27 protein-coding genes and 1 tRNA gene are annotated in these 24,804 nt (G+C 64.0%); 16 read left to right on the forward strand and 12 right to left on the reverse strand.

The genetic code is table 11. From position 1 onward, the window contains the following. Positions 1-83: 83 nt before the first annotated feature. Positions 84-617 carry a TetR/AcrR family transcriptional regulator gene (locus tag FJ988_RS26850; RefSeq protein WP_140821683.1) on the forward strand — a complete coding sequence of 178 codons (534 nt, stop codon included), beginning with the start codon at positions 84-86 and terminating at the stop codon, positions 615-617. Positions 618-784: 167 nt separating this feature from the next. Beyond that, on the forward strand, positions 785-2,395 hold the full coding sequence (locus tag FJ988_RS26855; protein ID WP_140821685.1) for an inorganic phosphate transporter: 1,611 nt from the start codon (positions 785-787) through the stop codon (positions 2,393-2,395). Between the two features lie 159 nt (positions 2,396-2,554). Here FJ988_RS26855 and FJ988_RS26860 read toward each other — a convergent pair whose 3' ends face one another. Then, positions 2,555-3,715, reverse strand: a complete 1,161-nt coding sequence (locus tag FJ988_RS26860) for a patatin-like phospholipase family protein (protein WP_140821686.1) — start codon at positions 3,713-3,715, stop codon at positions 2,555-2,557. Then, positions 3,708-4,496: an acetoacetate decarboxylase gene (locus tag FJ988_RS26865; protein WP_140821688.1), complete on the reverse strand. Its 789-nt coding sequence runs from the start codon at positions 4,494-4,496 to the stop codon at positions 3,708-3,710. The genes FJ988_RS26860 and FJ988_RS26865 overlap by 8 nt, the downstream gene beginning before the upstream one ends. Before the next feature lie 230 nt (positions 4,497-4,726). Between FJ988_RS26865 and FJ988_RS26870 the strand changes: the two genes are divergently transcribed. Further along, positions 4,727-5,515: a 3-hydroxybutyrate dehydrogenase gene (locus FJ988_RS26870; RefSeq protein WP_140821690.1), complete on the forward strand. Its 789-nt coding sequence runs from the start codon at positions 4,727-4,729 to the stop codon at positions 5,513-5,515. 21 nt (positions 5,516-5,536) lie between these two features. Here the strand turns inward: FJ988_RS26870 and FJ988_RS26875 are convergent, their stop codons facing one another. Next, the gene (locus tag FJ988_RS26875; RefSeq protein WP_140821692.1) at positions 5,537-5,875 is read right to left on the reverse strand and encodes a hypothetical protein; all 339 of its coding nucleotides are present in this window, start codon (positions 5,873-5,875) and stop codon (positions 5,537-5,539) included. Between the two features lie 343 nt (positions 5,876-6,218). Here FJ988_RS26875 and FJ988_RS30955 point away from each other — a divergent pair, with 343 nt between their 5' ends. The 4 genes from FJ988_RS30955 (at position 6,219) to FJ988_RS26890 (ending at position 8,991) form a co-directional block, all read left to right on the forward strand. Next, a complete protein-coding gene (locus FJ988_RS30955) occupies positions 6,219-6,428 on the forward strand; it encodes a hypothetical protein (RefSeq protein WP_181183687.1) in 210 nt (69 codons plus the stop codon). Between the two features lie 46 nt (positions 6,429-6,474). After that, positions 6,475-7,014, forward strand: a complete 540-nt coding sequence (locus tag FJ988_RS26880; protein WP_246688669.1) for a sigma-70 family RNA polymerase sigma factor — start codon at positions 6,475-6,477, stop codon at positions 7,012-7,014. Then, the gene (locus FJ988_RS26885; protein ID WP_140821696.1) at positions 7,001-7,921 is read left to right on the forward strand and encodes an anti-sigma factor; all 921 of its coding nucleotides are present in this window, start codon (positions 7,001-7,003) and stop codon (positions 7,919-7,921) included. The genes FJ988_RS26880 and FJ988_RS26885 overlap by 14 nt, the downstream gene beginning before the upstream one ends. A 179-nt stretch (positions 7,922-8,100) precedes the next feature. Further along, complete coding sequence (locus tag FJ988_RS26890; protein WP_181183681.1) at positions 8,101-8,991, forward strand: adenylate/guanylate cyclase domain-containing protein; 891 nt, start codon at positions 8,101-8,103, stop codon at positions 8,989-8,991. Between the two features lie 23 nt (positions 8,992-9,014). Here FJ988_RS26890 and FJ988_RS26895 read toward each other — a convergent pair. Next, positions 9,015-9,091, reverse strand: a tRNA-Arg gene (locus FJ988_RS26895). Between the two features lie 112 nt (positions 9,092-9,203). Continuing rightward, complete coding sequence (locus FJ988_RS26900) at positions 9,204-10,367, reverse strand: M20 aminoacylase family protein (protein ID WP_140821700.1); 1,164 nt, start codon at positions 10,365-10,367, stop codon at positions 9,204-9,206. A 229-nt stretch (positions 10,368-10,596) separates the two neighbouring features. Here FJ988_RS26900 and FJ988_RS26905 point away from each other — a divergent pair, with 229 nt between their 5' ends. Both FJ988_RS26905 and FJ988_RS26910 read left to right on the forward strand, forming a co-directional pair. After that, positions 10,597-11,769 (forward strand): D-alanyl-D-alanine carboxypeptidase family protein, encoded by a 1,173-nt coding sequence (locus FJ988_RS26905; protein WP_140821702.1) that lies wholly within the window; start codon positions 10,597-10,599, stop codon positions 11,767-11,769. 4 nt (positions 11,770-11,773) lie between these two features. Then, positions 11,774-12,886 carry a GTP-binding protein gene (locus FJ988_RS26910; protein WP_181183682.1) on the forward strand — a complete coding sequence of 371 codons (1,113 nt, stop codon included), beginning with the start codon at positions 11,774-11,776 and terminating at the stop codon, positions 12,884-12,886. A 15-nt stretch (positions 12,887-12,901) separates the two neighbouring features. Here FJ988_RS26910 and FJ988_RS26915 read toward each other — a convergent pair whose 3' ends face one another. From FJ988_RS26915 to FJ988_RS26935, 6 genes are all read right to left on the reverse strand, one after another. Further along, entirely contained in the window at positions 12,902-13,141 is a 240-nt protein-coding gene (locus FJ988_RS26915) for a sulfurtransferase TusA family protein (RefSeq protein ID WP_140821706.1), read from the reverse strand. Between the two features lie 11 nt (positions 13,142-13,152). Then, positions 13,153-14,439, reverse strand: coding sequence for a murein L,D-transpeptidase family protein (locus FJ988_RS26920; protein WP_140821708.1), 1,287 nt, complete (start codon positions 14,437-14,439; stop codon positions 13,153-13,155). Positions 14,440-14,710: 271 nt separating this feature from the next. Next, positions 14,711-14,845 (reverse strand): hypothetical protein, encoded by a 135-nt coding sequence (locus FJ988_RS31455; protein WP_281407759.1) that lies wholly within the window; start codon positions 14,843-14,845, stop codon positions 14,711-14,713. A gap of 211 nt (positions 14,846-15,056) precedes the next feature. Beyond that, positions 15,057-16,007: an acetyl-CoA carboxylase carboxyltransferase subunit alpha gene (locus FJ988_RS26925; RefSeq protein WP_140821710.1), complete on the reverse strand. Its 951-nt coding sequence runs from the start codon at positions 16,005-16,007 to the stop codon at positions 15,057-15,059. 99 nt (positions 16,008-16,106) lie between these two features. Beyond that, a complete protein-coding gene (locus FJ988_RS26930) occupies positions 16,107-17,021 on the reverse strand; it encodes a site-specific tyrosine recombinase XerD (protein WP_140821712.1) in 915 nt (304 codons plus the stop codon). Between the two features lie 10 nt (positions 17,022-17,031). Next, positions 17,032-17,184 carry a histidine kinase gene (locus FJ988_RS26935; RefSeq protein ID WP_140821714.1) on the reverse strand — a complete coding sequence of 51 codons (153 nt, stop codon included), beginning with the start codon at positions 17,182-17,184 and terminating at the stop codon, positions 17,032-17,034. 191 nt (positions 17,185-17,375) lie between these two features. On the opposite strand from FJ988_RS26935, the gene FJ988_RS26940 reads away from it, so the two are divergent. The 5 genes from FJ988_RS26940 to FJ988_RS26960 all read left to right on the forward strand — a co-directional run bounded on the left by FJ988_RS26940 (position 17,376) and on the right by FJ988_RS26960 (position 22,553). After that, positions 17,376-17,987, forward strand: coding sequence for a shikimate kinase (locus FJ988_RS26940; RefSeq protein WP_140821716.1), 612 nt, complete (start codon positions 17,376-17,378; stop codon positions 17,985-17,987). Then, positions 17,984-19,108 carry a 3-dehydroquinate synthase gene (aroB, locus tag FJ988_RS26945; protein ID WP_140821718.1) on the forward strand — a complete coding sequence of 375 codons (1,125 nt, stop codon included), beginning with the start codon at positions 17,984-17,986 and terminating at the stop codon, positions 19,106-19,108. Before FJ988_RS26940 ends, aroB begins: the two co-directional genes overlap by 4 nt. Positions 19,109-19,118: 10 nt before the next feature. Then, positions 19,119-20,000 (forward strand): HlyC/CorC family transporter, encoded by an 882-nt coding sequence (locus FJ988_RS26950; RefSeq protein WP_140821720.1) that lies wholly within the window; start codon positions 19,119-19,121, stop codon positions 19,998-20,000. 78 nt (positions 20,001-20,078) lie between these two features. Continuing rightward, complete coding sequence (locus FJ988_RS26955) at positions 20,079-20,879, forward strand: alpha/beta hydrolase (RefSeq protein ID WP_140821722.1); 801 nt, start codon at positions 20,079-20,081, stop codon at positions 20,877-20,879. Between the two features lie 120 nt (positions 20,880-20,999). Next, complete coding sequence (locus FJ988_RS26960; protein WP_140821724.1) at positions 21,000-22,553, forward strand: acetolactate synthase large subunit; 1,554 nt, start codon at positions 21,000-21,002, stop codon at positions 22,551-22,553. 22 nt (positions 22,554-22,575) lie between these two features. On the opposite strand, the gene FJ988_RS26965 is transcribed toward FJ988_RS26960, so the two are convergent. Further along, positions 22,576-22,878, reverse strand: a complete 303-nt coding sequence (locus tag FJ988_RS26965) for a BolA family transcriptional regulator (RefSeq protein ID WP_140821726.1) — start codon at positions 22,876-22,878, stop codon at positions 22,576-22,578. 179 nt (positions 22,879-23,057) lie between these two features. Here FJ988_RS26965 and FJ988_RS26970 point away from each other — a divergent pair, with 179 nt between their 5' ends. Together FJ988_RS26970 and cobS are read left to right on the forward strand one after the other, a co-directional pair. Beyond that, the gene (locus FJ988_RS26970) at positions 23,058-23,681 is read left to right on the forward strand and encodes a J domain-containing protein (RefSeq protein ID WP_140821728.1); all 624 of its coding nucleotides are present in this window, start codon (positions 23,058-23,060) and stop codon (positions 23,679-23,681) included. 123 nt (positions 23,682-23,804) lie between these two features. Next, positions 23,805-24,791 carry a cobaltochelatase subunit CobS gene (cobS, locus tag FJ988_RS26975; protein ID WP_140821730.1) on the forward strand — a complete coding sequence of 329 codons (987 nt, stop codon included), beginning with the start codon at positions 23,805-23,807 and terminating at the stop codon, positions 24,789-24,791. Positions 24,792-24,804 lie beyond the last annotated feature (13 nt).

Consider the following 24,804-nt stretch of genomic DNA (forward strand, 5'->3'; position numbering starts at 1 on the left):
TCCCGATTTCAAATGGCGGGCGTCTTACTGTACCGTCTGGACGGTCTTGTCAATTCCGCGTAGGCTAATGTAGGGGAGGCGTGATGAGAGCTCGCAGGGCAAATTCGCGCGACAGGATTCTTGCCGCGGCGGCCGATGTGGCGCGCGAGGCAGGACCGGGAAGCCTGTCGCTGGAGGCCGTCGCGACCCGCGCCGGCGTGTCGAAGGGCGGCCTGCTCTATAATTTCCCGACCAAGGCCAAGCTGATGCAGGGGCTGGTCGAGAATTATCTCAGCGACTTCCGGAAGGCGCTGGAAGCCCGCGCTGCCGAAGCCGACCATGAAGGCATGCTCGCGGCCTATATCAAGCTGTCGGCCGACGATTGCGAGCAGCCGAAACCCTCGGCTTCCTGGATGTTCTCGGCGATTGCCGAGGATCCGGATTTCCTGACGCCGATAAAAGCCTTCAAACGACAGCTGTTCGAACGGCTGAAGGAGCAGACCGACGACCTCGGCTCGCTCTTGGTCTGCTTTCTCGCCATCGAGGGCATGCGCAGCATGAACCTGTTTGACTCTGACGTGCTGTCGCAGGGCGAGCGCGAGTTGCTGGTTGCTTCCCTGCTGAAGATAGCCGGATAGGTCACCAAACGGTTCGGTTGCTACCAAACGGTCTGGTGGTGACCAAACGGTTGGTAGTGACCAACTGGTTTGGTAGTGACCAAACTGGTTAAGAGCGTCACACCAGCTTCATCCTCGGGTCATAGCGTCCTCCCGGTTCTTTGCCGCAATGCAATTGGAGTGGGACAATGGTGGACGTAGTATCCAGTGAGGCGGGTATCCCGAGACCGGATCATCCGCTTGAACAATCGAGCGGCGCGAAATGGTTCCTGCCGGCCTTCGGCGTGCTGGTGCTCGTCGGCATCGTCTATGTCGGCTATGCGCTGAGCCAGGACCTGGCCATCGCCAAGACCGTGCCGTGGATCCTACTCGGCATAGCGCTGCTGATTGCGCTGGGCTTCGAGTTCGTCAACGGCTTCCACGACACCGCCAACGCTGTCGCCACCGTCATCTACACGCGGTCGCTCCCGGCCGAGTTCGCCGTCATGTGGTCGGGCCTCTTCAACTTCCTCGGCGTCTTGACCTCCAGCGGCGCGGTGGCGTTCGGTATTCTGTCGCTGCTGCCGGTCGAGCTCATCCTGCAGGTCGGCTCGTCCTCCGGTTTCGCCATGGTGTTCGCCCTTTTGGTCGCCGCCATCCTGTGGAACCTCGGAACCTGGTTCCTCGGCCTGCCGGCTTCGAGCTCGCACACCATGGTGGGCTCGATCATCGGCGTCGGCCTCGCCAACCAGTTCATGGCGCCGGCTGGGAGCGCCACCAGCGGCGTCGAATGGGGGCAGGCGACCAATGTCGGCATCACGCTTCTGGTGTCACCGATCGTCGGCTTCTTCGCCGCCTTCATCCTGCTCTATGTGATGAAGCTGCTGGTCCGCAACAAGGCGCTCTACGAGGCTCCGAAGGGCAACACGCCGCCGCCATGGTGGATCCGCGCGCTTTTGATCTTCACCTGCACCGGCGTCAGCTTCGCGCATGGCTCCAATGACGGCCAGAAGGGCATGGGCCTGATCATGCTGATCCTGATCGGTGTAGTGCCGACCGCCTATGCGCTGAACCGCACGCCCGACATCAATTATCTCGACGCCTACAAGGCGGCTTCCGTTTCGGTCGAGCAGGCGCTGGGCAAATATGTGAAGCCCGGCGTTACGGTCGCGGATGCCGCTGCCGCCAAGGCGGCCGTGCAGGAAGCAGTGCGCACCAAGACGTGGACCGACCAGACGACGCTCGCGCTGCAGACCTATATCCACAACACCACGGCTGAGCTTAATCCCTACGCCACGGTCGAGAAGGTGCCGACCGACCTGGTCAGCAATGCGCGCAACGACATCTACCTGATCGGCGAGGCGCTGAAGCTGATCGACAAGAAGCAGTTGCTGCCGATGCAGCCCGACGACCTCAAGGCGGTGACCGACTATCACAAGGCGGTCGACAACGCGACGAAGTTCATCCCGCTCTGGGTGAAGGTCGCGGTGGCGCTGGCGCTCGGGCTCGGCACCATGGTCGGCTGGAAGCGCATCGTCGTCACCGTCGGCGAAAAGATCGGCAAGAGCCACCTGACCTATGGCCAGGGCGCCGCGGCCGAATTGGTGGCGATGGTCACGATCGGCATGGCCGACCGGTTCGGCCTGCCGGTCTCGACCACCCATGTGCTCTCGTCCGGCGTCGCCGGCACGATGGCGGCCAACGGCTCCGGCCTGCAGTGGTCGACCGTGCGCAACCTTTTGCTGGCCTGGGTGCTGACGCTGCCTTGCTCGATCGCCTTGGCCTTCGTGCTGTTCATCATCTTCCGCCAGGTGTTCTGAGCACAGTTTAGAAACGCCAGGGCCGCCGACGGCGCCGTTCGCGGCGCTGTTCCCTTATGAACTTAAGATCAGCCGTCGACTGCGGCATCGAAGAAGATCTCACCACAAAAGAAAACCCGCCGGTCGACCGACCGGCGGGTCTTCTTTTACGGGGGAGTATCAGGTCGGGTCTTCGCGGTGCAAATCGTGGATAGCGACGCCTTCGACATTGGTCGGCAGCATCAGCCACTTCTTGTGGCGCAGCGTGCGCTCGGTGTCCTCCAGGCCCATCTCCCAATGTTCGCGCATCGAGGTGCCGGAGAATTCATAGTCCTTGGCGTGGCCCTCATAGCCTTTGTGCTGGTAGATCAGGTGGACGATGTTGACGACGCCGGCGTTGGAATAGTCGGCGATCAACTCCCTCTCGCCGTCCTTGAGCTGCTCCGGCGGCACGCGCTTCAATGCATCGAGCAGCTTCATCTTCAAGGCATGAATGCGCTGGAAATTGTCGGTGTTCTGGCGCGTGCGGCTTGAATACATGATGTCCTTGTGGCGCGACAGGACGTCGGCCATGCCGCGCGGTAGCACGCCGCGGGCGCTGAACAGGTCGACCTGGAAGACCAGCGAGGAGCGGTCTTCTTCCTGGTCGAGCAGATATTGCAGCGGCGTGTTGGAGACGATGCCGCCGTCCCAGTAATATTCGCCTTCGATGCGGATCGAGGGGAAGGCCAGCGGCAGCGCGCCGCTGGCCATGATGTGCTCCGGCCCGATGCGCACCTTGTCGGTGTCGAAATAGACGAAATTGCCGGTCCGCACGTTGACCGCGCCGACGCTCAACCGCTTCTTGCCGTCGTTGAGCACATCGAAATCGATCAGGCTCTCAAGCGTGTCCTTCAGCTCGGCCGTGTCGTAGAAGCTGGTGGCGCCTTCGGCGCCCGAGAGCTGGAACCACGGATTGGGATTGCGCGGCTTGAAGAAGCCGGGCTGGCCCATCGCCATCGTCATGAAGGACGAGGTCTGGTTGCGGATGTCGCGATAGAGGTCGCCTTCGGGCGTATAAGCCCAGATCTTGCGGCCGGAGATCGTCTGCCAGAACTGTTCCAGCCGCTGCAGGCGGCGGCTCGGCTCATTGCCGGCGATGATCGAGGCGTTGATGGCGCCGATCGAGACGCCGGATAGCCAGGTCGGCTCGCAGCCGGCGTCGGCAAGTGCCTGGTAGACGCCTGCCTGGTAGGCGCCGAGCGCGCCGCCGCCCTGGAAGACCAGGGCGATGCGGTCATATTGCGCGGTGATTTCGGCGATGGTGGCGGCGGCCGCCTTGTTGCGGGTGCGCTCAAGCACTGACTTTCTCCAGATGGGCGGCGCCGGCGGCCTGCTGGCCGTGGTCGGCGAGGTAATCATGCACGACTTCGCCGAGGCCAAGCGTCAGATCGGCTTTGAAGTGAACCGCCGAGACGATGTCGAGCACCGGCAGCTTGGCCACGTCGGCCATGACATGCGGGCGCAGGTCGAGCGCGGCCGGCGCCGTCCAGGCTTCCTTCAGCGTGATGTCGGTGAGGTAATAGCGCACCAGCTCGCAGATGCGCGGGCTGCCGTCGACATGCGGGATGATCTTGATCAGGAAATTGGGCGCGGCGAGCGCTGCAAGCACCTGGTCGTGGTCGGCCTCGCGATGCTTGTAGCCCATCGTGCCGGTGGCGCAGAGCACGCTGCCGTAGTGCAGCGTTCCGACAATCACTTCGCCTTCATGGACGATCTTGGGCTTGGCGAGCTTCTTTGGGAAACCCCAGAGCTCGCGGCCGCCGGCGATCGGCGCATCGTCGTCGAGATACATGGAATGGACGAAGCCGCCATGCTGTCCACGGTAGCGCACCGGAATGACCTGGCCGGTCTCGGTATAGTCGCCGAAGCCGGTCGAATCCGGCATGCGGATGAATTCGTACTTGACCAGCGGCTCGTCGATCTCGAGCGGCGCCGGCACGACGGCCTCGAGCGCTTCGCGCGTCGTGCGGTAGGTGATGATGATGTATTCACGGTCGAAGAAACGGTAGGGGCCGGGCGGGAAGGACGGGTTGGTGAGCGGCATCGCATAGGCGCGCCTCACGACATCGGCGATTTCCATGGCTGGTGCCCCGAAGGTTTGAAATGACCCCGCGCGAATGCGCTGGCAAGTATGTTGCATGGCAGCATGACAGTGCCGTGTCAGCGTCGCGACGGACCACCCGCAAGCCGGCAAAGCCTTTGCCGGGCTGTAATAGCGCCGACACATGGCTGTGGCATTGTCATGCTGCAGCGCACAAACTATGTGCCTTCCAATTGCCTGCCTTCCTCCCTCCTGTCGCGAGATCTCCCATGGGTTCCCTGTCTTCGAAGAATGCGCTCGTCACCGGCTCGACCAGCGGTATCGGCCTGGCAATCGCCCGCGCCTTCGCCGCCGAGGGCGCCAACGTCACCATCAACGGCCTGGGCGACGCCGCGGCGATCGAGCAGGAGCGCGCCGGCATCGAGAAGGATTTCGGCGTCAAGTGCCGCTATTCCGATGCCAACATGATGGACGGCGCCGCCGTCACCGCCATGATCCACGATGCGGAGGCCGCCTTGGGCAGCCTCGACATCCTGGTCAACAATGCCGGCATCCAGCATGTCGCGCCGATCGAGGAGTTTCCCGACGACAAGTGGGAGGCGATCATCCGCATCAACCTTCTGGCCGCCTTCTACGCCATCAAGGCGGTGGTGCCCGGCATGAAGAGCCGCAAATGGGGCCGCATCATAAACACGGCTTCGGCGCATGCGCTGGTCGCTTCGCCGTTCAAGTCGGCCTATGTCTCGGCCAAGCACGGCATTGCCGGCCTGACCAAGACGGTGGCGCTGGAAGTGGCGCAAAACGGCATCACCGTGAACGCCATCGCGCCCGGCTATGTCTGGACGCCGCTGGTCGAAAAGCAGATCCCCGACACGATGAAGGCGCGCGGCATGACCGAGGAGCAGGTCAAGCACGACGTGCTCTTGGCCGCGCAGCCGACCAAGGAGTTCGTCACCGTCGAGGAACTGGCCGCGCTGGCGCTGTTCCTGTGCTCAGACGCCGCCAGGCAGATCACAGGCACGACGCTGCCGATGGATGGCGGCTGGACGGCGCAGTAAAGCGCGGCTTCCCGAACGCAATCAGGACAGGTTGTACATCAGGTGTCCGGTCCACCAGCCCGAATTGCTGGTGAAGCGGATGAGCAGCAGGCCGATGCCGGAAATCAGCGCCGCCCAGTAAAGCGGCGTGCCGACCTTCCAACGGTCGTCGTCGGGCGCCTGTTGTTGAAGACTGCGCCCGGTGCCGATGAGGCCGACGAGCAGGCCGATGTTCAGCACGATGTCGAGAATGACGGAGCCCCGGCTATCATATTCATGCGAGGGTATGCATAGGCGGTAGACGAAGGTGACGATCAAAAGGGCGGCGATCACCCTGAGTGTCGTCCAAGGCAAAGGCTTGCTTGAGCTCATATCCGGCATGGTCCCCCTCCGCTGAAAGCCGGATGGACTGATACCATGCGCCTGGCCGACCCAGCGTGAGCCGGATAACAAAATCCGGCGCAACCGAGCTCAATCGCCACGGATGCGATCACTTTAGCGTGAGCAAGAAAATTCCGCCGGCCGGGAATAAATGGCGGGGTCCGCCGGTCTTCAGGGCATGCGCCGTATCGAGCGCAGCAGCAGGAGACCCAGCATGAAGCGGCATGAAGACAGACTGATCGCGACCGAAGAGGGCGAAGGTATCAGCCGCCGCCGTCCTTCGGAGCGGGCGACCTGGGCGCATCTTTTCTGGGCCATACCACCGCGCCGCCGGCCCTGATCCGTGCCGATCGCAACCATCGAGACCTACGACCATGACGGCGAGCATCCCATTGCAGCCAGCGATGCGCCGTTCGCTTCCGAGGCGCGCCTTGCTTACCAGACACTTGACTCCGGTGACCCCAATGCCTTCACCTCCCCCGAAGCAGGCGCCGTCGCCTGCGGTCGCAATCTTCGCCCGCACGGACAGGGACAGGTCGCCGCCATCCGGTGAGGGTGGCCGCAAATCCCTTTCGGGAGCGCCTGGCGGTGGAACGGTGTTGAGCGAAAAGGTCCTGGCCGCGCGTTTTGCCGAAGTGGTGCTGCCGCATCTCGGCGACGCGCTGTCGCTCGCGCGCTGGCTGACCGGCAACACCGCCGATGCCGAGGATGTCGTGCAGGAAGCCTGCCTCAAGGCGCATGCCGGCATTGCCGGCTTTGCCGGCGGCAATGCGCGCGCCTGGCTGCTCACCATCGTGCGCAACGCCTCCTATACGTGGATGGCGCGCAACCGTCCGCGCAGCGTCGTCGCCGTCGGCGATCTTGGCGATCTCGACGATGTGTCGCCGCCGCCCGACAATGACGCGGACAGTCCGGAAGCGGCGCTGATCGCCAAGGCGAATTCGGCTGCCGTGGAAGCGGCAATCGCAAGACTGCCGCAAGCTTTCCGCGAGACGCTGGTGCTGCGCGACATGAACGGCCTCAGCTACCGCGAGATCGCCGCGATGCTCGGCGTGCCGCAAGGCACGGTGATGTCGCGGCTGGCACGCGCCCGCGGCCTGCTGATAAGCGAACTTGGAGGGCGCCATGAGCCCGCTTGAAAATGGCCCGCACGAGGACGGATTGCCGCAAGACCCGCAGGATATGAAGTTGATGATCCACGCCCTTGTCGATGGCGAGCTCGACGCCGCGGCAGCGCTCGCCGTCGAGCGCCGCATGGCCGCCGATCCGGAACTGGCCGCCGAGCATGCGCGGCTCGTCGCTCTGCGCGGCGCGCTTGCTAACGTGCCGCGCCCCGCCGTCAGCGACGATTTCCTGGCGCGCATCGCGGCGATCGCCGAGGTGAAGGGAGCCGATGAGGCGGAGCAGACCGGCGCCGTGAAGGTGGATGCGTCCACGCCGCCGCAACAGCAGCAAGGCCAGGTCATTGCGATACGGCCGCGCGCGCCGCGCTGGTTGAACTCCTTCGATTGGCGCCAGATGGCGGCCTCGATCGTGCTCACGGCGTTGCTGGCCAGCGGCGCAACGCAATGGCTGACGACGGCGGACAATGGCTCCGACAGTTTTGCCGTCGCCGTCGCCAACGGCCATCGCCGCAGCCTGCTTGCGGCAACCCCGGTCGACATCGTCTCGTCCGACCGCCACACGGTGAAGCCATGGCTCGACGGCCGCATCGGTGTGTCGCCGCCGGCGCCCGACATGGCCAAGGACGGCTATGCGCTGCTCGGCGGACGCGTCGAGGTGATCGGCGACAGGCCGATGCCGGCGCTGGTCTATCGCCACCACGAGCATCTGATCACGCTGGTGGCGGCGCCGCGTCAGAACGAGGCGAAATCGATGCCGGTGGCCGACGATCTTTCGGCCGGCGGCTTCCTGCTCGTGCACTGGACCGACGACGCCTTTTCCTACTGGGCGATCTCGGATGCAGACCGGCAGGCGCTGGACGACTTCGTCTCCCGCTTCCGCGCGGCGATCATCGCCAATCCGGCAGCGGGTAGCCCCGGTTAGGGGAGGGAACTTTCTCGCCGCTATTTTGAGGCCGACAAGCTGGTTGGCCGAAAGGCAGATGCCTGTCCGTCCGGGACAATAGCGCCACAGCACCGCCTGGCCCCTCGGCACACAAGTGATAAGTCAAGATTGACTTTGGTATGTTATACACGCCGCGTTCTCGGGGCGGATACGAGCCGATGGATCAGGAAAGAGTTCTAGCAGCAGTCCTCTTGGCTGATGTCGCGGGCAGCGTGCCGCTCTATGAGCGCATCGGCGACGATGCCGCGCTGCAACAGATTTCTGATTGCCTCGATGCGATCCGCGAGATCGTCGCCCGGAACGGCGGCGACTTCATTTACTCGAAGGGCGATGATGTGCTCAGCCTGTTCGAGAGTTCGGAGGCGGCGCTGATGGCCGTCTGCGAAATCAGCCATCAACTGCCGAAAGAACCTTTGATCGCACGGATCGGATTGCATTTCGGCCCGGTCATCCGCGCGCGGGGCGCGGTATTCGGCGACGTCGTCAATGTCACAGCAAGGTTGTCCAGCACGGCCAACCCCGGGGAGGTCCTGATCAGCCAGAGCTTCTTCGAAGCCCTTTCCGCGGGCAGCCGCAGTAGCTTGCGGCTCCTCGACAAGATGGCTTTCAAGGGAAAGCAGGAACTCTTCGATGTCTATACGCTGAGGAGCGATGATGGGGTCCTCAGTACGCACATCGCCGACCGGGGCACCTTTGTCGACAGGCGCTCCGCCCTGCCGCCGCAGATCAATCTGGTCATCCGCTATGAAGATCAGATGCGATCCTGCGCAAACAACGAATTGGTGACGATCGGCCGATCTCCGGAGTGCGATATCGTAATCCAGCGGCCCTGGGTCTCGAGGCACCACGCGAGCTTCAACATTTCGAACGGCAAGGCCCGGCTTATCGAGCGAAGCTCGTCGGGCACATTTGTGTCGATGGCATCCGGCCACGAGGTATTCGTGCGCCGCGAAGATATCCTTCTCTTCGGTTCCGGCGTCATCTCGCCAGGGCGCAGATCGTTCCTCGGCGACGCCCAGGTCCTTCACTACGAAATTGTCTCAAGCTGAACCGCTGCATCCCCTGAAGGAAATGGTGATCCCGACAGGAATCGAACCTGTGACCTACAGATTAGGAATCTGCCGCTCTATCCTACTGAGCTACGGGACCACGCGGCCCGACACATAAACGCTTCGGGCCGGTTCGCCAAGGGGAGTCTGAAACCCGATCGGGCGGCCGTCTTTCAACACGCGGCCGCCCTTGGTTGCCAGGCCCGCGCCGCTCAGGCCGCCAGCGCGGTTTCGGCCAGCTTCACCCAATAGCTCATGCCGTGCGGGATGACCTCGTCGTTGAAGTCGTAGGCCGGGTGGTGCAGGCCGGCGGTGTCGCCGTTGCCGATGAAGATGAAGGCGCCGGGGCGGGCTTCCAGCATGTAGGAAAAGTCCTCGCCGCCCATCACCGGCTGGATGGCGCGGTGGACATGGTTGTCGCCGGCGACGCCGGCGGCGATGTCGCCGGCAAAGACCGTCTCCTCGGCATGGTTGAAGGTGACGGGGTAATTGGCGTCGTAGTCGACCTCGATGGTGGCGCCGAAGGCGGTGGCGATGCCGGCGCAGATGGCGCGCATGCGCTCTTCCGCCTTCTTGGCGACGTCCTTCTTCAGCGTGCGCACCGTCCCGGCGATCTCGGCGCTTTCGGGGATGACATTGTAGGCGTCGCCGGCATGGAATTTCGTCACGGAGACGACCACGGCCTCGACCGGGTCGGTGGTGCGCGAGGCGATCGTCTGCAGCGCCACGACCAGCTGGCTGGCGATGACGATCGGGTCGATCGTGCCATGCGGCATCGCCGCATGGCCGCCGCGGCCCTTGACGGTGATGGTGAATTCGGCGGTCGCGGCCATGATCGGGCCGGGCTTGATGGCGAATTGGCCGACGGGCAGTCCAGGCATGTTGTGCATGCCGAACACTTTGGCGATGCCGAAGCGCTCCATCATGCCGTCCTTGACCATCTCGTTGCCGCCGCCGCCGCCTTCCTCGGCCGGCTGGAAGATCACCGCCACGGTGCCGGCGAAGTTGCGCGTCTCGGCGAGATATTTGGCCGCACCCAGAAGCATCGCGGTGTGGCCGTCATGGCCGCAGGCATGCATCTTGCCGGATACCGTCGAGGCCCAGGGCTTGCCGGTGATCTCTTCGATAGGCAGCGCATCCATGTCGGCGCGCAGACCGATGGCCGGGCCGTCGCCCTTGCGCCCATGGATGACGCCGACGATGCCGGTCTTGCCGAGCCCTCTCACCACCTCGTCGCAGCCGAAGGCCTTCAGCTTTTCGGCAACGAAGTCGGCGGTCTGGAAGACGTCGAAATTCAGCTCCGGTGTCTGGTGCAGGTGTCGTCGCCAGCCGGCGACTTCTTCCTGCATTTCCGCGGCGCGGTTCAGAATCGGCATTTTTTCGTCCATTTCCTGGTTGGGGCGGCGGTTCAGACCCGCTGCTCAGCAATCATGATTTTCAATTGTGAATGTCTGGCATTTTGCCATTTTGGCGTCACATAGGGTAAATAGCACCGCAAGCATGCGGTCCGGAGTCGAGGGACTGGCCGCATTGTGTTGGCGACCGCGTAACGAAATCTTACGGACCCAGCAGCGATTACGGCAAGAGGCGATTTCGGATTTGATCATGCGGCAGAGGCATTTCCTCAACCTATTGCTGGCAGGCGCGCTGGCGCTTCCGGCATTTGCCGGCGCTGTCCGCGCCAATCCGGTGGTGCTGTTCGATCTGAAGAGTGGCTCCATTTTGGAGCATCAGGACGCCTTCAAGCGCTGGTATCCGGCCTCGCTCAGCAAGCTGATGACGGCCTACGTCACCTTCCGCGCCATCCAGGCCGGCGAGGTCGCGCTCGATTCGCCGATCAAGGTGACAAAGCATTCGGCCGGCGAGCCGCCGAGCAAGATGGGCTTCAAGCCCGGCTCGGTGATGCGGCTCGACAATGCGCTGAAGATGATGCTGGTCAAATCGGCCAATGATATCGCCATGGCGGTGGGCGAGAATATCGGCGGCTCGCAGGCGGCCTTCGCCGACCGCATGAATGCCGAGGCGGCACGGCTCGGCATGGTCGGCACGCATTTCGTCAACCCGAACGGGCTCTATTCGCCGGAGCAATACACCACGGCCCGCGACCTTGCCGTGCTGGTGACGGCGCTGCGCAGCGATTTCCCGCAATATGCGCCGTGGTTCTCGATCGAAGGGCTGGCTGTCGGCAAGAAGGCGATCCCCAACTACAACCTGTTGATCGGCCGCTATCCCGGCGCCGACGGCATGAAGACCGGCTTCGTCTGCTCGTCCGGCTTCAACATGATCGGCTCGGCGACGCGCAACGGCCGCACGCTGGTGGCCGTGGTGCTCGGCGAGAAATCGGCCGTCAGCCGCGCCGAGACGGCGGCAAAGCTGCTCGACCAGGGGTTCGACACGCCGGCGGCGGGTTCGACGACGCTGGCGGCGCTGAAGCCCTATGGGGACACGCTGTCGCCCAACGACATGCAAGACGAGATCTGCAAGAAGAAGCCGAAAGAGGAGCAGTCCGAGGCAGCCCCCGAGGTCGCCGCCAAGGATAAGCCGAAGTCGCCTTACCAGGTGAAGCTCGACCATCCGACGCTGATCGCGGTCGGGCTCGGCGGCGCTACCGGTCCGGCGCCGAAGGCTTTCGTCGACCAGACCGACCAGAACTATGCCGATGTGCCGCTGCCGAGCTGGCGGCCCGACAGACCGGCGCCGACCGGCGCCGAGCCGCTGGCGACCGGAACGGCCAATGCCGCCGCGCAGGGCGACCAGCCGGTCAAGGCGGCGAACTAGGCTCGTGGCAGGCTTTCCGATCCCCGTCTCGGTGCTCACCGGTTTTCTCGGCGCCGGCAAGACGACGCTGCTCAACCGGCTGCTGAAGGATCCGCAGCTAACCGACACGGCTGTCATCATCAACGAGTTCGGCGAGGTGGCGATCGACCATCTGCTGGTCGAGCAGGCTTCCGACGGCGTCATCCAGCTTTCCGACGGCTGCCTGTGCTGCACGGTGCGCGGCGACCTCGTCGACACGCTGGCCGACCTGGTCGACCGGCTGCAGACTGGCCGCATCGAAAAGCTGGCGCGGGTTGTCGTCGAGACCACCGGCTTGGCCGATCCGGCGCCGGTGCTGCAATCGATCATGGCGCATCCGGCGCTGGTGCAGGCGTTCCGGCTCGATGGCGTCATTACAGTGGTCGATGCGGTCAACGGCGAAGCGACGCTCGACGCGCATGTCGAGGCTCTCAAGCAAGCCGCGGTCGCCGACCGCATCGTGCTGACCAAGACCGATCTGGCGGACGCGGCCGATATCGAAGCCTTGCGGACGCGGCTAAGGCAGGTCAATCCGGGCGCGGTGGTTCTCGGCGTCAACGATGCCAATGCTGCGGCGCTGTTCAATTGCGGTCTCTACAACCCCGAGACCAAAAGCGCCGACGTGCGGCGCTGGCTGGGCGAAGAAGCCGCGCATGATCATCACCATGATCACGGTCACCGCCACGATGACGGTCACGGTCATCACCACGGCCATGATCACCACCGCCACGATGCACGCGTGCGCTCGCATTCGCTGGTGCATGACGGACCGGTGCCGTTCTCGGCGATCGAGATGTTCCTCGACCTGCTGCGTTCCACGCATGGCGACAAGCTGTTGCGCATGAAAGGCGTCATCGAGCTGATGGAGGATCCGTCGCGCCCGCTGGTCATCCATGGCGTGCAGAAGATACTGCATCCGCCGGCGCGGCTGCCGGCCTGGCCGGATGGCCAGCGCGGCACGCGGCTGGTGCTGATCACGCTCGACATGCCGCAAGATTACATCCAGCGCCTGTTCGCAGCCTTCACCAACAAGCCGTCGATCGATACGCCGGACCGCGCGGCGCTCGAGGCCAATCCGCTGGCTATCGCCGGGATGTAACCAAACTCTGCTGGCTCAGGCCGCGCTGCCGCGTTCGACGAGGAAGCGGTGCCCGCCGGTCATTGCCGCCGTCTCGACCAACTGGTGGCCTGCATCGGCGCAAAAGGCCGGGATGTCGATGACCGCCAGCGGATCGGTGGTTTCCAGCCACAGCCTGCTGCCTGGCCGCATCGCCGCCAGCCGCCTGCGGGCCTTCAGCACCGGCAGCGGGCAGTTCAATCCCTTGAGATCGTAGGTGGCAGGCTGCTTTGCCAAGCGGAGTGCTCTCAGCCGCCGAACATGCCGAGCAGCTTCTTCTTCAGCTTCGAGACGGTGCCCTGGTCGGCGTCGGCCGCCTGCTGCGGCTGAGCCGGCGTGGGCTCGACACCCGCGGTGACGACCGGCTGCTGGGCAGCCTGCTTGGCGGCTTCCTTTTCAGCCAATGCCTGAGCTTTCGCGGCCTCCTTGGCGGCCTTGGCCGCCTCGATCGCCGCGACGCGCTGCTCCTCGGCCTTGCGCTTGGCCTCCTTCTCGGCGTCGAGCGCGGCCATCTTGCGGCCGGCAGGCGAATCGATGCGGCCCATGCGGGTCGTCTCGGTCACCGAACCGTCGGCGTTCATCGACGGCGGGTCGATCGGCACACGCTCGCCGCGGGCGCGGCGCTTCGACCAGTCGGAAACGATGCTGGCTTCCTTGACGCCGGCAATGGTCGGCTTCGGCGGCGGATTGCTCGAATTCACGGCCGAATTGAAGGCCGCATCGTAGCTCTTCTCGTAATTGGCGTAGGCGACTTTCAGCGAGTCCGGCTGCGTCGTCGCCGGGCACGGGCCGGTCGGGTTGAAGGCGGTGCCCTCGGGCGCGACCTGGTTGAAGACGTAGCGCTTTTCGCAAACGTCGACTTTCGGCGGCACCTTGGTGATCTCGAAATTGTCGTAGCCGACCTTCAGCATCTTCCAGAACTCGTAATTCGGGTCGTTGCGATAGCGCGCCATGTTGGCGGCGGTCATGCGGAAGGGGAAGGCCTGGATCTGGAACTCGGTCTGGCCGCCCTGGAAGGCGTCGCGGCCGAAGGCATAAATCTGCTCGATCTGCGCATCCGTCATCGAATAGCAGCCCGACGACGAGCAGGCGCCGTGCACCATCAGGTTCTGGCCCGTGCGGCCATTGGCGCGGTCATAGGCATTGGGAAAGCCGATGTTGAAGGACAGATGGTAGCTCGAGCGCGGGTTCATCTGCGACGGCCGCACCGTGTAGAAGCCCTCCGGCGCCTGGCGGTCGCCCTCGGTGTATTTCGGGCCTAGCTTGCCCGACCATTTGCAGATGTCGTAGGTGGCAACGAGATCGTAGCGGCCGTTGGTCTTGGCCTTCCAGATCTCCAGCTTGCCTTCTTCCTTGAAGATGCGCGCCATCACCGAGGAGGTGCGCACCATGCCCTTGGCCTGCATGTCGGCAAGGATCTTGTCCGGCAGCGGCTTGTTGGCCTCCGGCGCAAAATCCTTCATCGACGAATCGTTGCAGCCGGCGACGCCGATCGCGGCAATCAGGACTCCGGTGCGGGCAAGCTTGGCAAACATCGGTACGGCTATGTCTTTTCTCTCGGGCCAACGGCTCCCGGCATTGCCGGCCCGCAGGCTGAACACCAGTGGACCGTAAGCCCGTTAACCTTGAAATTTCCTTACCGCAAGCCTCGACCGGAAATCCGGGCCAACCCCTCGCGACAATCCCATTGAGCCGAATGCGGCGGCATTTTTGTGGCGGAATCTTGCCCGGCCGCCACTTTGCCGTGTGCTGGCCGGCACAGTTCCAGGGCGATTATACGTTTTGGCAGCTCCAGATTGGCGCAGACTAGACTATGTCGCCACCCTCGTCATTGCCGTCGGCATTGCCATCGTCCGCCGGCGGCTGGGAACTCGCTTGTTGAGCCGTCAGCGTTTGCAGGCGGGCCGCCTTGACCAGCGTGGGTTTCTCGTATTTCGCCATCTCAAATCCCCCTGAAACGAAAAGCTTAATTAGCAGCCGTTAAAGCGGGGTGTCTATCGCGACCCTGGCCCAAAGCACGGGATGGGCCAGAGCGTTTTACCGTTTCATGGAAACGGCGAACCGCTCTATCTCTTTGTTTTTACGCAATTTCGCACGGAGGGCGACGGCGAAGTCGCCGCGCCTGACCGCTCACGTTCTTCCTGGAATTGCTCTAGAGGCTGCGACCCATCGCCAGGTATTTCTCGCGGCGCTGCTCGCGGAAATCGGTGTTGGCGCCGGCAAAGTCCTTCATCGTCTTGGCGATGAGGTCGCCGGTCGAGGCGATCACCGTTTCCGGGGCGCGCTGGGCGCCGCCCATCGGCTCGGGAACGATGGCGTCGATGATCTTCATTTCCAGAAGATCCTGCGCGGTGATCTTCATGTTGGTCGCTGCATCCTTGGAACGGGTGGTGTCGCGCCACAGGATCGAGGCCGCACCCTCCGGCGAGATCACCGAATAGATGGCGTGTTCCAGCATGTAGACGCGGTTGGCGGTGGCGATGGCGATGGCGCCGCCGGAGCCGCCTTCGCCGATGACCACCGAGATCGATGGCACTTTCAGCGACAGGCAGGCCGACGTCGAGCGGGCGATGGCCTCGGCCTGGCCGCGCTCCTCGGCGCCGACGCCGGGATAGGCGCCGGCAGTGTCGACCAGCGTCAAAAGCGGGATCTGGAAGCGGTCGGCGAGTTCCATCAGGCGCACCGCCTTGCGGTAGCCCTCGGGCCGCACCGAGCCGAAATTGTGCTTGATGCGGCTCGCCGTGTCGGAGCCTTTTTCCTGGCCGATCACCGCGACGGGCTCGCCGCGGAAGCGCGCAAAGCCGCCGACGATCGCCTGGTCGTCGCCGAAATTGCGGTCGCCGGCCAAGGGCGTGAAGTCGGTGAACAGGCCCTTGATGTAGTCGACGCAATGCGGGCGGTCCGGATGGCGCGCGACCTGCACCTTCTGCCAGGGCGTGAGCGCCTTGTAGAGGTCGCGCAATGCGTCGCGCGAGCGCTTCTCCAGCCTGCTGATCTCCTCCGCGACATCGACGGCCTCGCCATTCTCGGCAAGCTTCTTCAGCTCAAGGATCTTGAGCTCCAGATCCTGCACCGGCTTTTCGAAGTCGAGGTAGTTATACATGCTTGAGCGGACCGATCCGTCGGAAGGCAAGGACTGGCGGAACCGCTGAAATGCCGGCTCCGGGCGGTGGAACGTCGCCCTCACATAGCGATATGAGGCCTAGTCGGCAAGCGGATGATGATCGTTGACCAGCCGCACCAGCCGCTCTTCCAGCACATGGGTGTAGATCTGGGTCGTCGAGATGTCGGCATGGCCAAGAAGCTGTTGCACCGCTCTGAGGTCGGCGCCGTTCTGCAGGAGATGGCTGGCAAAAGCATGTCGAAGCACGTGCGGCGAGATTTTTGCCGACGAGATCCCCGAACGCGCGGCCAACCCCTTGAGATCGCGGGCGAAAACCTGGCGGGAAAGATGGCCGCTGTCTGAGGAGGCCGGAAAGAGGAACGGGCTTTCGGCAAAGGCCGGGCGCTCGGCCCTGGCGGCAAGCCAGGCGCGCATGGCGGTTCGCGCCTTGGTCGACAGCGGCACCATGCGTTCCTTGTCACCCTTGCCGCGCACCATGAAGAAACGGTCGTCGCGCAGCGCCACCGTCACCGGCAGGCCGACCAGTTCCGAGACGCGCAGGCCGGTGGCGTAGAGCACCTCGACCAGCGCATGCAGGCGCAACGCCGCCGTCCGGTCGCCGTCAGGCCCGGAATCTGACGCTTCCTGGGCCGCGCGGTCGAGCAGGCGGCCGGTCTCCGCCTCGCTCATTGTCTTGGGCAGCGGCCTGCCCTTCTTCGGGCTGTCCAGCGTGCCGGTCGGGTCGTCGCCGCGCAGGTTTTCGGCATAGAGGAATTTGAAGAACTGGCGGATCGCCGACAGTTTGCGCGCCTGCGTGGTCGTCGCGAAATCTCTGGCTGCGATATCGTCGAGATAGGCGCGGATGGCGGATGCGTCCGCCGTCGCCAGCCCGCCGCCGATCGCTTCGGAGGCATCCTCCAGGTCGCGGCGATAGGAGGCGAGCGTGTTTTCCGCCGCGCCGCGCTCGGCGCTCATCATTTCGAGGAAGGCTTCGATGCGGGCGGCGCTGTTCATCAGGCCGAGGTCAGTTTTTCTTGGGGTTGAGCTTTTCGGCGGGAATGCGCACGCTAATCTCCGCCTTCTTCGGTTCGACGAACATCGCCAGTGCGAACATCGCGCCATAGGCGATGCCGGCCAGAACCGCCAGCGTCACGACAAACCGAAACAAAGTCGGCATTCAATTTTTGCCCCGTCGTCTTGTTCTGCGATTCCAGCCCCTGTGCCCTTATGGGACGCCAATCCGGCCAATTCAAGGACCAAGCATGTTCGCCCCCGGCTTAGGGCCAAAGCCGGCCACGGCGCGGTTGCCGCTGCCCTGCTTGACGCAAACTGGCTTTTGATGTCGATACGGCGCAAAGGGGTCCGTTGATGAACGCATCGCCAGCAAATCCGCCGGACGAAGGCCGTGTCGCGCTGCTCGAACAACTCGGCAGCCGCTCGATCGTCTTCGTCGGCCTCATGGGCGCCGGCAAGACGGCGGTCGGCCGCAAGGTGGCGGCGATGCTGTCGCTGCCGTTCATGGACAGCGACCATGAAATCGAAACAGTCTCGCGCATGACGATAGCGGAATTGTTCGAGCGCTATGGCGAGCCGGAATTCCGCGCGCTGGAGCAGCGGGTGATCCTGCGCTTGCTGGAAAACGGCCCGCAGGTGCTGTCGACCGGCGGCGGCGCCTTCATGAACGCGCAAACGCGCGAAGCGATCGCCGCGCATGGCGTTTCGGTATGGCTGAAGGCCGATCTAGACCTCTTGATGGAACGGGTTTCGAAGAAGCCGAACCGGCCGCTTCTGAAAAACGCCGATCCGCGCGGCGTGCTGGAGCGGCTGATGGGCGAGCGCTATCCGGTCTACGCCACAGCAGACCTGACAGTGCCGACGCGCGACGATCGTAAGGAGGTCATCGCCGGCGAAGTGATCAGTGCGGTTTGCGCCCATCTGGGCATCGCCGCGATCGCGACCAGCGACGAGGTGGGACCGTGAGCGAAGCGGTGAAGGTCGAGGTCGGGCTCGGCGAGCGCGCCTATGACATTTTGATCGGCGCCGGACTGCTGGCACGCTCGGGCGAGGAGATCGCGCGCCGGCTGCCCGGCACTCGCGCCGCCATCGTCACCGACGAGAATGTCGCGGCCGCGCATCTCGAAAAGCTGAAGGCCGGGCTTGAAAAAGGCGACATCCAGTCGGCCGTCATCACCCTGCCGGCGGGCGAGAAGACCAAAAGCTTCGAACATCTGGAAGAAGTGGTCGATGGCGTGCTCGCGGCAAAACTCGAGCGCCGCGATACCGTGATTGCGCTCGGCGGCGGCGTCATCGGCGATCTCGCGGGCTTTGCCTCCGGCATCGTGCGGCGCGGCATGAATTTCGTGCAGATCCCGACCTCGCTGCTGGCGCAGGTCGATTCCTCCGTCGGCGGCAAGACCGGCATCAACAGCGCCCGCGGCAAGAACCTGGTCGGCGTCTTCCATCAGCCCAAGCTGGTGCTCGCCGACACCGGCGTGCTTGACACGCTGCCGATCCGCGAGTTCCGCGCCGGCTATGCCGAGCTTGCCAAATACGGGCTGATCGACCGCCCGGCCTTCTTCGCCTGGCTGGAGCAGAACTGGCAGGATGTGTTCGCCGGGGGTCCGGCGCGCGTCGCGGCGATCGCCGAGGCCTGCCGCGCCAAGGCCGACGTCGTCGCCCGCGACGAGTTCGAGACCGGCGATCGCGCCCTGCTCAATCTCGGCCACACGTTCGGCCACGCGCTGGAAGCCGCTACGCGCTATGACGGCGCGCGCCTCGTCCATGGCGAAGGCGTCGCCATCGGCATGGCGCTGGCGCACCGCTTTTCGGCGCGGCTCAATTTGGCGAGCCCGGACGATGCAAATCGTGTCGAGGCGCATCTGCGCGCCGTCGGCCTCCCTTGGCGGATGAGCGATATTCCCGGCGAATTGCCGGATGCCGAAGCGTTGCTCGGTTTCATCACCCAGGACAAGAAGGTGTCGCGCGGCGCGCTAACCTTCATCCTGACGCGTGGCATCGGACAGGCTTTTATCGCCAAGGACGTGCCGCCGTCGGAGGTTTTGACCTTCCTGAAGGCGAGCCATTCGGGAGGCTCGGCATGAGCCGTTCCAGATGATCGACGCCGGCTGGATCGTCGCCGCCGTCTTCGCCGCCATCGTGCTTCTGGCGCTTCTGCTGCGCACGCGCCTGCTCGCCGCCTTCGGCTACAGGCTGCAGCCGGTTGAGGCGAAGCGGGCGGAGCAGACGGCACAGACGGACGAGGATCCCCGCCGCGAGAGTTCCTCGCCGCAGGAGCCGCGCAATCGCCTCGAAGGGTTGTTCGACCTCGAAGAGCTCGAAGTCTCCGACATCATGGTCCACCGCACCAATATGCGCTCGGTCAATGCCGACAACGCGCCGGAAGCGGTGGTGCGCGAGATCCTGACCAGCCCGCACACCCGCATGCCGCTCTGGAAAGGCTCGCTCGACAACATCGTCGGCGTGCTGCACGCCAAGGATCTGCTGAGAGCCCTGAACGAGGTCGGCAACGATTTCTCGCGGATCGACGTGATGAAGATCGCAGCAAAGCCGTGGTTCGTGCCCGACACCACCACCTTGCAGGAACAGCTCAACGCCTTCCTGCGCCGCAAGACGCATTTCGCCATCGTCGTCGACGAATATGGCGAGGTGGAAGGGCTGGTGACGCTCGAAGACATCATCGAAGAGATCGTCGGCGAGATCGCCGACGAGCACGATGTCGACATGCAGGGCGTCAAGAAGGAAGCGGACGGCTCGGTGGTCGTCGACGGCACCGTGCCGATCCGCGATCTCAACCGCGCGCTCGACTGGGACCTGCCCGACGAGGAGGCGACGACGATTGCCGGCCTTGTCATCCACGAGACGCAGTCGATCCCGGAGGAGAAGCAGGCTTTTACCTTTCACGGCAAGCGTTTCGTGGTGATGAAGCGCGAGAAGAACCGCATCGCCAGGCTGCGCATCAGGCCGGTCGTTTAGGGTACCTTACCAATCCTTCATTGGAACTCCGCCGCCCAGCGGTGCATTTTGCAGCCCGGCGACGTGGAGAGAACGACGATGATCGATCGGCGAACCTTGCTTCTGGCCTCGATGGCTGCGCTGCTTCCGGCCGGGGCGTTGGCGGCCCGGGATCGGCCATCGCCCGTCACCCTCGATTACGGACCTGCCAAGCTCGACATCTACGCGCCTGACGGCGCGAAGAACCTGCCGGTGGCGTTTTTCGTGCATGGCGGCGCCTGGATGTTCGGCAAGCGCAGCCAGGTCGGGGCGAAACCCGCCTTCCTGCTCGCCAACGGCTTCGTGTTCGTCTCGATCGACTATCGCATGCTGCCCGAGGCCGATGTCGCGACCCAGGCCGGCGATGTCGAGAAGGCCTATGCCTATGTGCGCGCCAACATCGCCCGCTATGGCGGCAACCCGAACCGCATCGCCGGCATGGGCCACTCGGCCGGTTGCCACCTGATCGCGCTCACCGGCATGCGCGGCGGATTGCCGGGCGTTGCCGCGCTCGTGCTCGACGACACCAGGGCCTATGATCTGGCCGCGCTGTCGAAGGATGGCGGCATGGTGGGGGCCTATGCGCGGGTCTTTTCCGATCCTTCGCAATGGGCGGCCTTGTCGCCGGCGAGCCATGTCGACGGCAAGAAGCACCCACCGACCTTCATCGCCTATTCACGCGCCCCTGGCCGCGGCGAGGAGTCGAAAGCCTTCGCCGAGCGCCTGCGCGCCACCGGCACCGCGGTCACGCTGTTCGACGGCAGCGCCTACACGCACATGTCGATCAATGGCGATTTCGGCACGGACGGCGACGCGCTGACGGTCAAGGTGATGGCGTTTTTGAAGGCGAATGTCGGCTGACAGCCGAGCAGACGAAGCTGGGTCGCGTCCCCGGCCTGGATCACGTCAAAGACGGCGACAGCGTATTGCGGCGTGGAGGCATACGGGCTCAATTGCTCTTCGACACAGAGGGGTAATTGCATGAATGGAGCCGACGTTCTGTGCGACGTGCTGCTGGCAAACGACGTCAATGTCTGCTTCGCCAATCCCGGCACGTCGGAAATGCACTTCGTCGCCGCACTCGATCGCAAGCCGGAAATGCGCTGCGTTCTCGGACTTGCCGAAGGCGTGGTGACCGGGGCCGCCGACGGCTATGCCCGGATGACCGACCGGCCGGCGGCGACGCTGCTGCATACCGGGCCAGGGCTCGCCAACGGCCTGGCCAACATGCACAACGCCCGTCGCGCCCGCGTGCCGATGATCAACATTGTCGGTGATCATGCCTCCTACCACCTGGCGCTGGATGCGCCGTTGACCAGCGACATCGAAGGGCTCGCGGCGCCGATGTCGAACTGGGTTCGCCGCATCGCCGGCCCGGCCGATATCGCTCCGGCCGCGCAAGAAGCCATCCGCGCTTCGTTGACGCCGCCGAGCGTCACGACGCTGATCCTGCCTGCGGATGCCGCCTGGGGCGAGGCCAGCCCCGTGCGATTGGCGAAGGTGGATCTCCCGGCACCACCGGCCGTGAACATGGATGCCGTGCGTGAGATTGCCGAAGCCGTTCGTGGCGCATCCGGCCGCGTCGGCATGATCGTGCGCGGGCAAGCGGCACGCGCGGATGCGTTGGAAATCGCCGGCCAGATCGCGCAGGCCAGGGGCGTGCGCCTGTTCAGCGAGGTTCTGATCGCACGCATCCAACGCGGACGCGGGCGTGTCGCGCCGACCCGCATTCCCTATCCGATCGATGCGGCACGCGCTCTTCTGGCCGACATCGATGTCCTGATCCTGATCGGCGCGAGGGAGCCTGTGGCCTTCTTCGCCTATCCCGGCAAGCCAGGGCGGCTTGTTCAAGACGGTTGCGAGATTATGACACTTGCCGCGCATGGCGAGGATTTGAAGGCAGCACTTGCGGCGCTCCGCGACGAGCTCGGCATAAAGCCGTCGCAGCACTTTGCCGCCGCCTCGATCTTCCCCGATGAGCCCACGCCGAGTGGCAAGCTGACCGATGATGCGATGGCGCTCTCGGTTGCAAGAAAACTGCCCGACAATGCGATCGTCTGCGACGAGGCGGTCACCTCGGCGCGGCGCTACTTCGCGCTCTCGGCCTTCGCCGCGCCGCACGACTATATGATGGGCACTGGCGGCTCGATCGGTGGTGGCATTCCGATGGCGACCGGTGCTGCAATCGCTTGTCCCGGCCGCAAGGTGGTCAACCTGGAGGCCGATGGCAGCGGCATGTACACGGTGCAGGGCCTGTGGACGCAGGCGCGCGAAAAGCTCGACGTGGTGAGCATCGTCTTTTCCAACCGCACCTACGCTATCCTGCACGGCGAAATGCGCAATGTCGGGGTGAATTCAATCGGCGAGAATGCCAGGCGCATGCTCGACCTCGACCAGCCGGCGCTCGACTGGGTCGCGCTGGCAAACGGCATGGGCGTAGAAGCGGCCCGTGCCGACACCTGCGAAAGATTTGATGCGCTGCTGGATAGCGCCATGTCGCGGCCCGGGCCGTTTCTTATCGAAGCGGTGATCTAGCCGGGTTTCGGTCTCTCAAACGTTACCAGCGCGTCTTCTCACCCGGCGCCGCCGGCTCGATCGCGAGCGCGTGCACGCCGGTTTTCAGTTCGTCGGCAAGCAGTTCGTTGACGGCGCGGTGGCGGTCGATGCGGCTCATGCCGGCGAAATTCGGGGAAACGATGCGGACGCGAAAATGCGTCTCGCCGGTGCCGTCATAGGCGCCGTGATGGTCGGAGCCGTGGTGATGGTGACCGGCGTGCAAATGGCTTTCGTTGATGATGACCAGCCGCTCCGGCGAAAATGCCGCCTTCAGCTTATCTTCCATCGTTGCCTGTATGGACATTCGGGCTTCCCTTCACCACATGACGGCATAGCCGCAAGTTATCTGCGGCACAGCCGCAAAATCCTGACGGCATAAGCCGCAGCTATATGTTTTCGACCGCTTTTAAGCCGCGATTCAGCGGTTAGGGCGATCATCGGCGAAATGTCAATTCTTGTTTCGCATATGCGAACAGCCCATAAATGGGTGAGATGAAATCGTATCCCAAATATTTCGAGAAAATCCGGATCCGGCCGGAGAAGGACGCCGAACTGAAGTCGCGCGCGCCGATCTGCCAGTGGGACGGTTGCAAGGAGGCCGGCACGCATCGCGCGCCGGTCGGACGGCTGAAGGAGGGCGAGTATTTCCGCTTCTGCTTCGAGCACGTGCGCGAATACAACAAGGGCTTCAATTATTTCTCCGGCGTGTCGGACACAGAGATCGCCCGCTTCCAGAAAGAGGCGCTGACCGGCCACAGGCCGACCTGGCGCATGGGCGCCAATGGCGGCGGGACGCGCTCGGCGCCGGATTTCGCGCAGCAGCGCTCGGGCCGCGCCGGCTACTACAACCGCATGCGCGATCCCTTCAACCTGTTCACCAACGGGCCCAGGGAGCCGCGTGAGCGCAAGGCCAAGCCGCTTGAGGCCAAGGCGCTGGAAACGCTTGGTCTTGATACAAAGGCGACTGGTCAGGACATCAAGGCGCGCTATAAGGAACTCGTGAAGCGCCACCATCCGGATGCGAATGGCGGCGACAGAGGTTCGGAAGACCGGTTCCGCGATGTGCTGCAGGCCTATCGCGTGCTCAAGCAGGCAGGTTTGTGCTGAGCGGCCCTACGGTCCATGTCGTTTTCCAACTTTCATAAGGTTGGAAAAGGCACTAAGACCGCCCCCGGACAAAATCGATTGCCGGCGAAACGCGGCGTTTCGCTTGTGGAGACGTTGATAGAGATGAACAAGGTCGATCGCGACATCGCCAACCTGCCCGACACGACTGTGTCGGTGAAGGAGAAATTCGGCTTCGACTCCAAGATGGTGGTTCCCGCCTATTCGGTGGCGAGCGAGCATGTGCCGGATATCGATCCGGATTATCTGTTCGATAAGGCGACGACGCTGGCGATCCTGGCCGGCTTTGCCTACAACCGCCGCGTCATGGTGTCGGGCTATCACGGCACCGGCAAGTCGACCCATATCGAGCAGGTCGCGGCGCGCCTCAACTGGCCTTGCGTGCGCGTCAACCTCGACAGCCATGTCAGCCGTATCGACCTCGTCGGCAAGGACGCCATCGTCGTCAAGGAAGGGCTGCAGGTCACCGAATTCCGCGACGGCATCCTGCCCTGGGCCTACCAGCACAACGTCGCGCTCTGCTTCGACGAATACGATGCCGGCCGCCCGGATGTGATGTTCGTCATCCAGCGCGTCTTGGAATCGTCGGGACGCCTGACGCTGCTCGACCAGAGCCGCGTCATCCGCCCGCATCCGGCCTTCCGGCTGTTCGCCACCGCCAACACGGTGGGCCTGGGCGACACCACCGGCCTCTATCACGGCACGCAGCAGATCAACCAGGCGCAGATGGACCGCTGGTCGATCGTCACCACGCTGAACTATTTGCCGCACGACAACGAGGTGAACATCGTGCTGGCCAAGGCCAAGCACTATCGCGACCCCAAGGGCAAGGACATCGTCAACAAGATGGTGCGCGTCGCCGACATGACGCGCTCGGCCTTCATCAATGGCGACCTGTCGACCGTGATGAGCCCGCGTACCGTCATCACCTGGGCCGAGAATGCCGAGATCTTCGGCGATGTCGGCATGGCGTTCCGGCTGACCTTCCTCAACAAATGCGACGAGCTGGAGCGTTCGGTGGTCGCCGAATTCTACCAGCGCGCCTTCGGCGAGGAATTGCCGGAAAGCGCCGCCAACGTGGTGCTGGGGTAGCGCGCAGTTGAAA

This window comes from Mesorhizobium sp. CU3 (assembly GCF_006442965.1).
GTDB lineage: Bacteria > Pseudomonadota > Alphaproteobacteria > Rhizobiales > Rhizobiaceae > Mesorhizobium.

Bases quoted from the DNA above. Each gene is read 5' to 3' on its own strand.
- FJ988_RS26875 (WP_140821692.1), bottom strand. From the start codon at position 5,875: ATGCCGGATATGAGCTCAAGCAAGCCTTTGCCTTGGACGACACTCAGG.
- FJ988_RS26935 (WP_140821714.1), bottom strand. From the start codon at position 17,184: ATGCCGACTTTGTTTCGGTTTGTCGTGACGCTGGCGGTTCTGGCCGGC.
- FJ988_RS26950 (WP_140821720.1), top strand. From the start codon at position 19,119: ATGATCGACGCCGGCTGGATCGTCGCCGCCGTCTTCGCCGCCATCGTG.
- FJ988_RS26940 (WP_140821716.1), top strand. From the start codon at position 17,376: ATGAACGCATCGCCAGCAAATCCGCCGGACGAAGGCCGTGTCGCGCTG.
- FJ988_RS31455 (WP_281407759.1), bottom strand. From the start codon at position 14,845: ATGGCGAAATACGAGAAACCCACGCTGGTCAAGGCGGCCCGCCTGCAA.
- cobS (WP_140821730.1), top strand. From the start codon at position 23,805: ATGAACAAGGTCGATCGCGACATCGCCAACCTGCCCGACACGACTGTG.
- FJ988_RS26970 (WP_140821728.1), top strand. From the start codon at position 23,058: ATGGGTGAGATGAAATCGTATCCCAAATATTTCGAGAAAATCCGGATC.
- FJ988_RS26925 (WP_140821710.1), bottom strand. From the start codon at position 16,007: ATGTATAACTACCTCGACTTCGAAAAGCCGGTGCAGGATCTGGAGCTC.
- FJ988_RS26955 (WP_140821722.1), top strand. From the start codon at position 20,079: ATGATCGATCGGCGAACCTTGCTTCTGGCCTCGATGGCTGCGCTGCTT.
- FJ988_RS26850 (WP_140821683.1), top strand. From the start codon at position 84: ATGAGAGCTCGCAGGGCAAATTCGCGCGACAGGATTCTTGCCGCGGCG.
- FJ988_RS26920 (WP_140821708.1), bottom strand. From the start codon at position 14,439: ATGTTTGCCAAGCTTGCCCGCACCGGAGTCCTGATTGCCGCGATCGGC.
- FJ988_RS26885 (WP_140821696.1), top strand. From the start codon at position 7,001: ATGAGCCCGCTTGAAAATGGCCCGCACGAGGACGGATTGCCGCAAGAC.
- FJ988_RS26865 (WP_140821688.1), bottom strand. From the start codon at position 4,496: ATGGAAATCGCCGATGTCGTGAGGCGCGCCTATGCGATGCCGCTCACC.
- FJ988_RS26900 (WP_140821700.1), bottom strand. From the start codon at position 10,367: ATGCCGATTCTGAACCGCGCCGCGGAAATGCAGGAAGAAGTCGCCGGC.
- FJ988_RS26855 (WP_140821685.1), top strand. From the start codon at position 785: ATGGTGGACGTAGTATCCAGTGAGGCGGGTATCCCGAGACCGGATCAT.
- FJ988_RS26905 (WP_140821702.1), top strand. From the start codon at position 10,597: ATGCGGCAGAGGCATTTCCTCAACCTATTGCTGGCAGGCGCGCTGGCG.
- FJ988_RS26930 (WP_140821712.1), bottom strand. From the start codon at position 17,021: ATGAACAGCGCCGCCCGCATCGAAGCCTTCCTCGAAATGATGAGCGCC.
- FJ988_RS26965 (WP_140821726.1), bottom strand. From the start codon at position 22,878: ATGTCCATACAGGCAACGATGGAAGATAAGCTGAAGGCGGCATTTTCG.
- FJ988_RS26960 (WP_140821724.1), top strand. From the start codon at position 21,000: ATGAATGGAGCCGACGTTCTGTGCGACGTGCTGCTGGCAAACGACGTC.
- FJ988_RS26890 (WP_181183681.1), top strand. From the start codon at position 8,101: ATGGATCAGGAAAGAGTTCTAGCAGCAGTCCTCTTGGCTGATGTCGCG.
- FJ988_RS26870 (WP_140821690.1), top strand. From the start codon at position 4,727: ATGGGTTCCCTGTCTTCGAAGAATGCGCTCGTCACCGGCTCGACCAGC.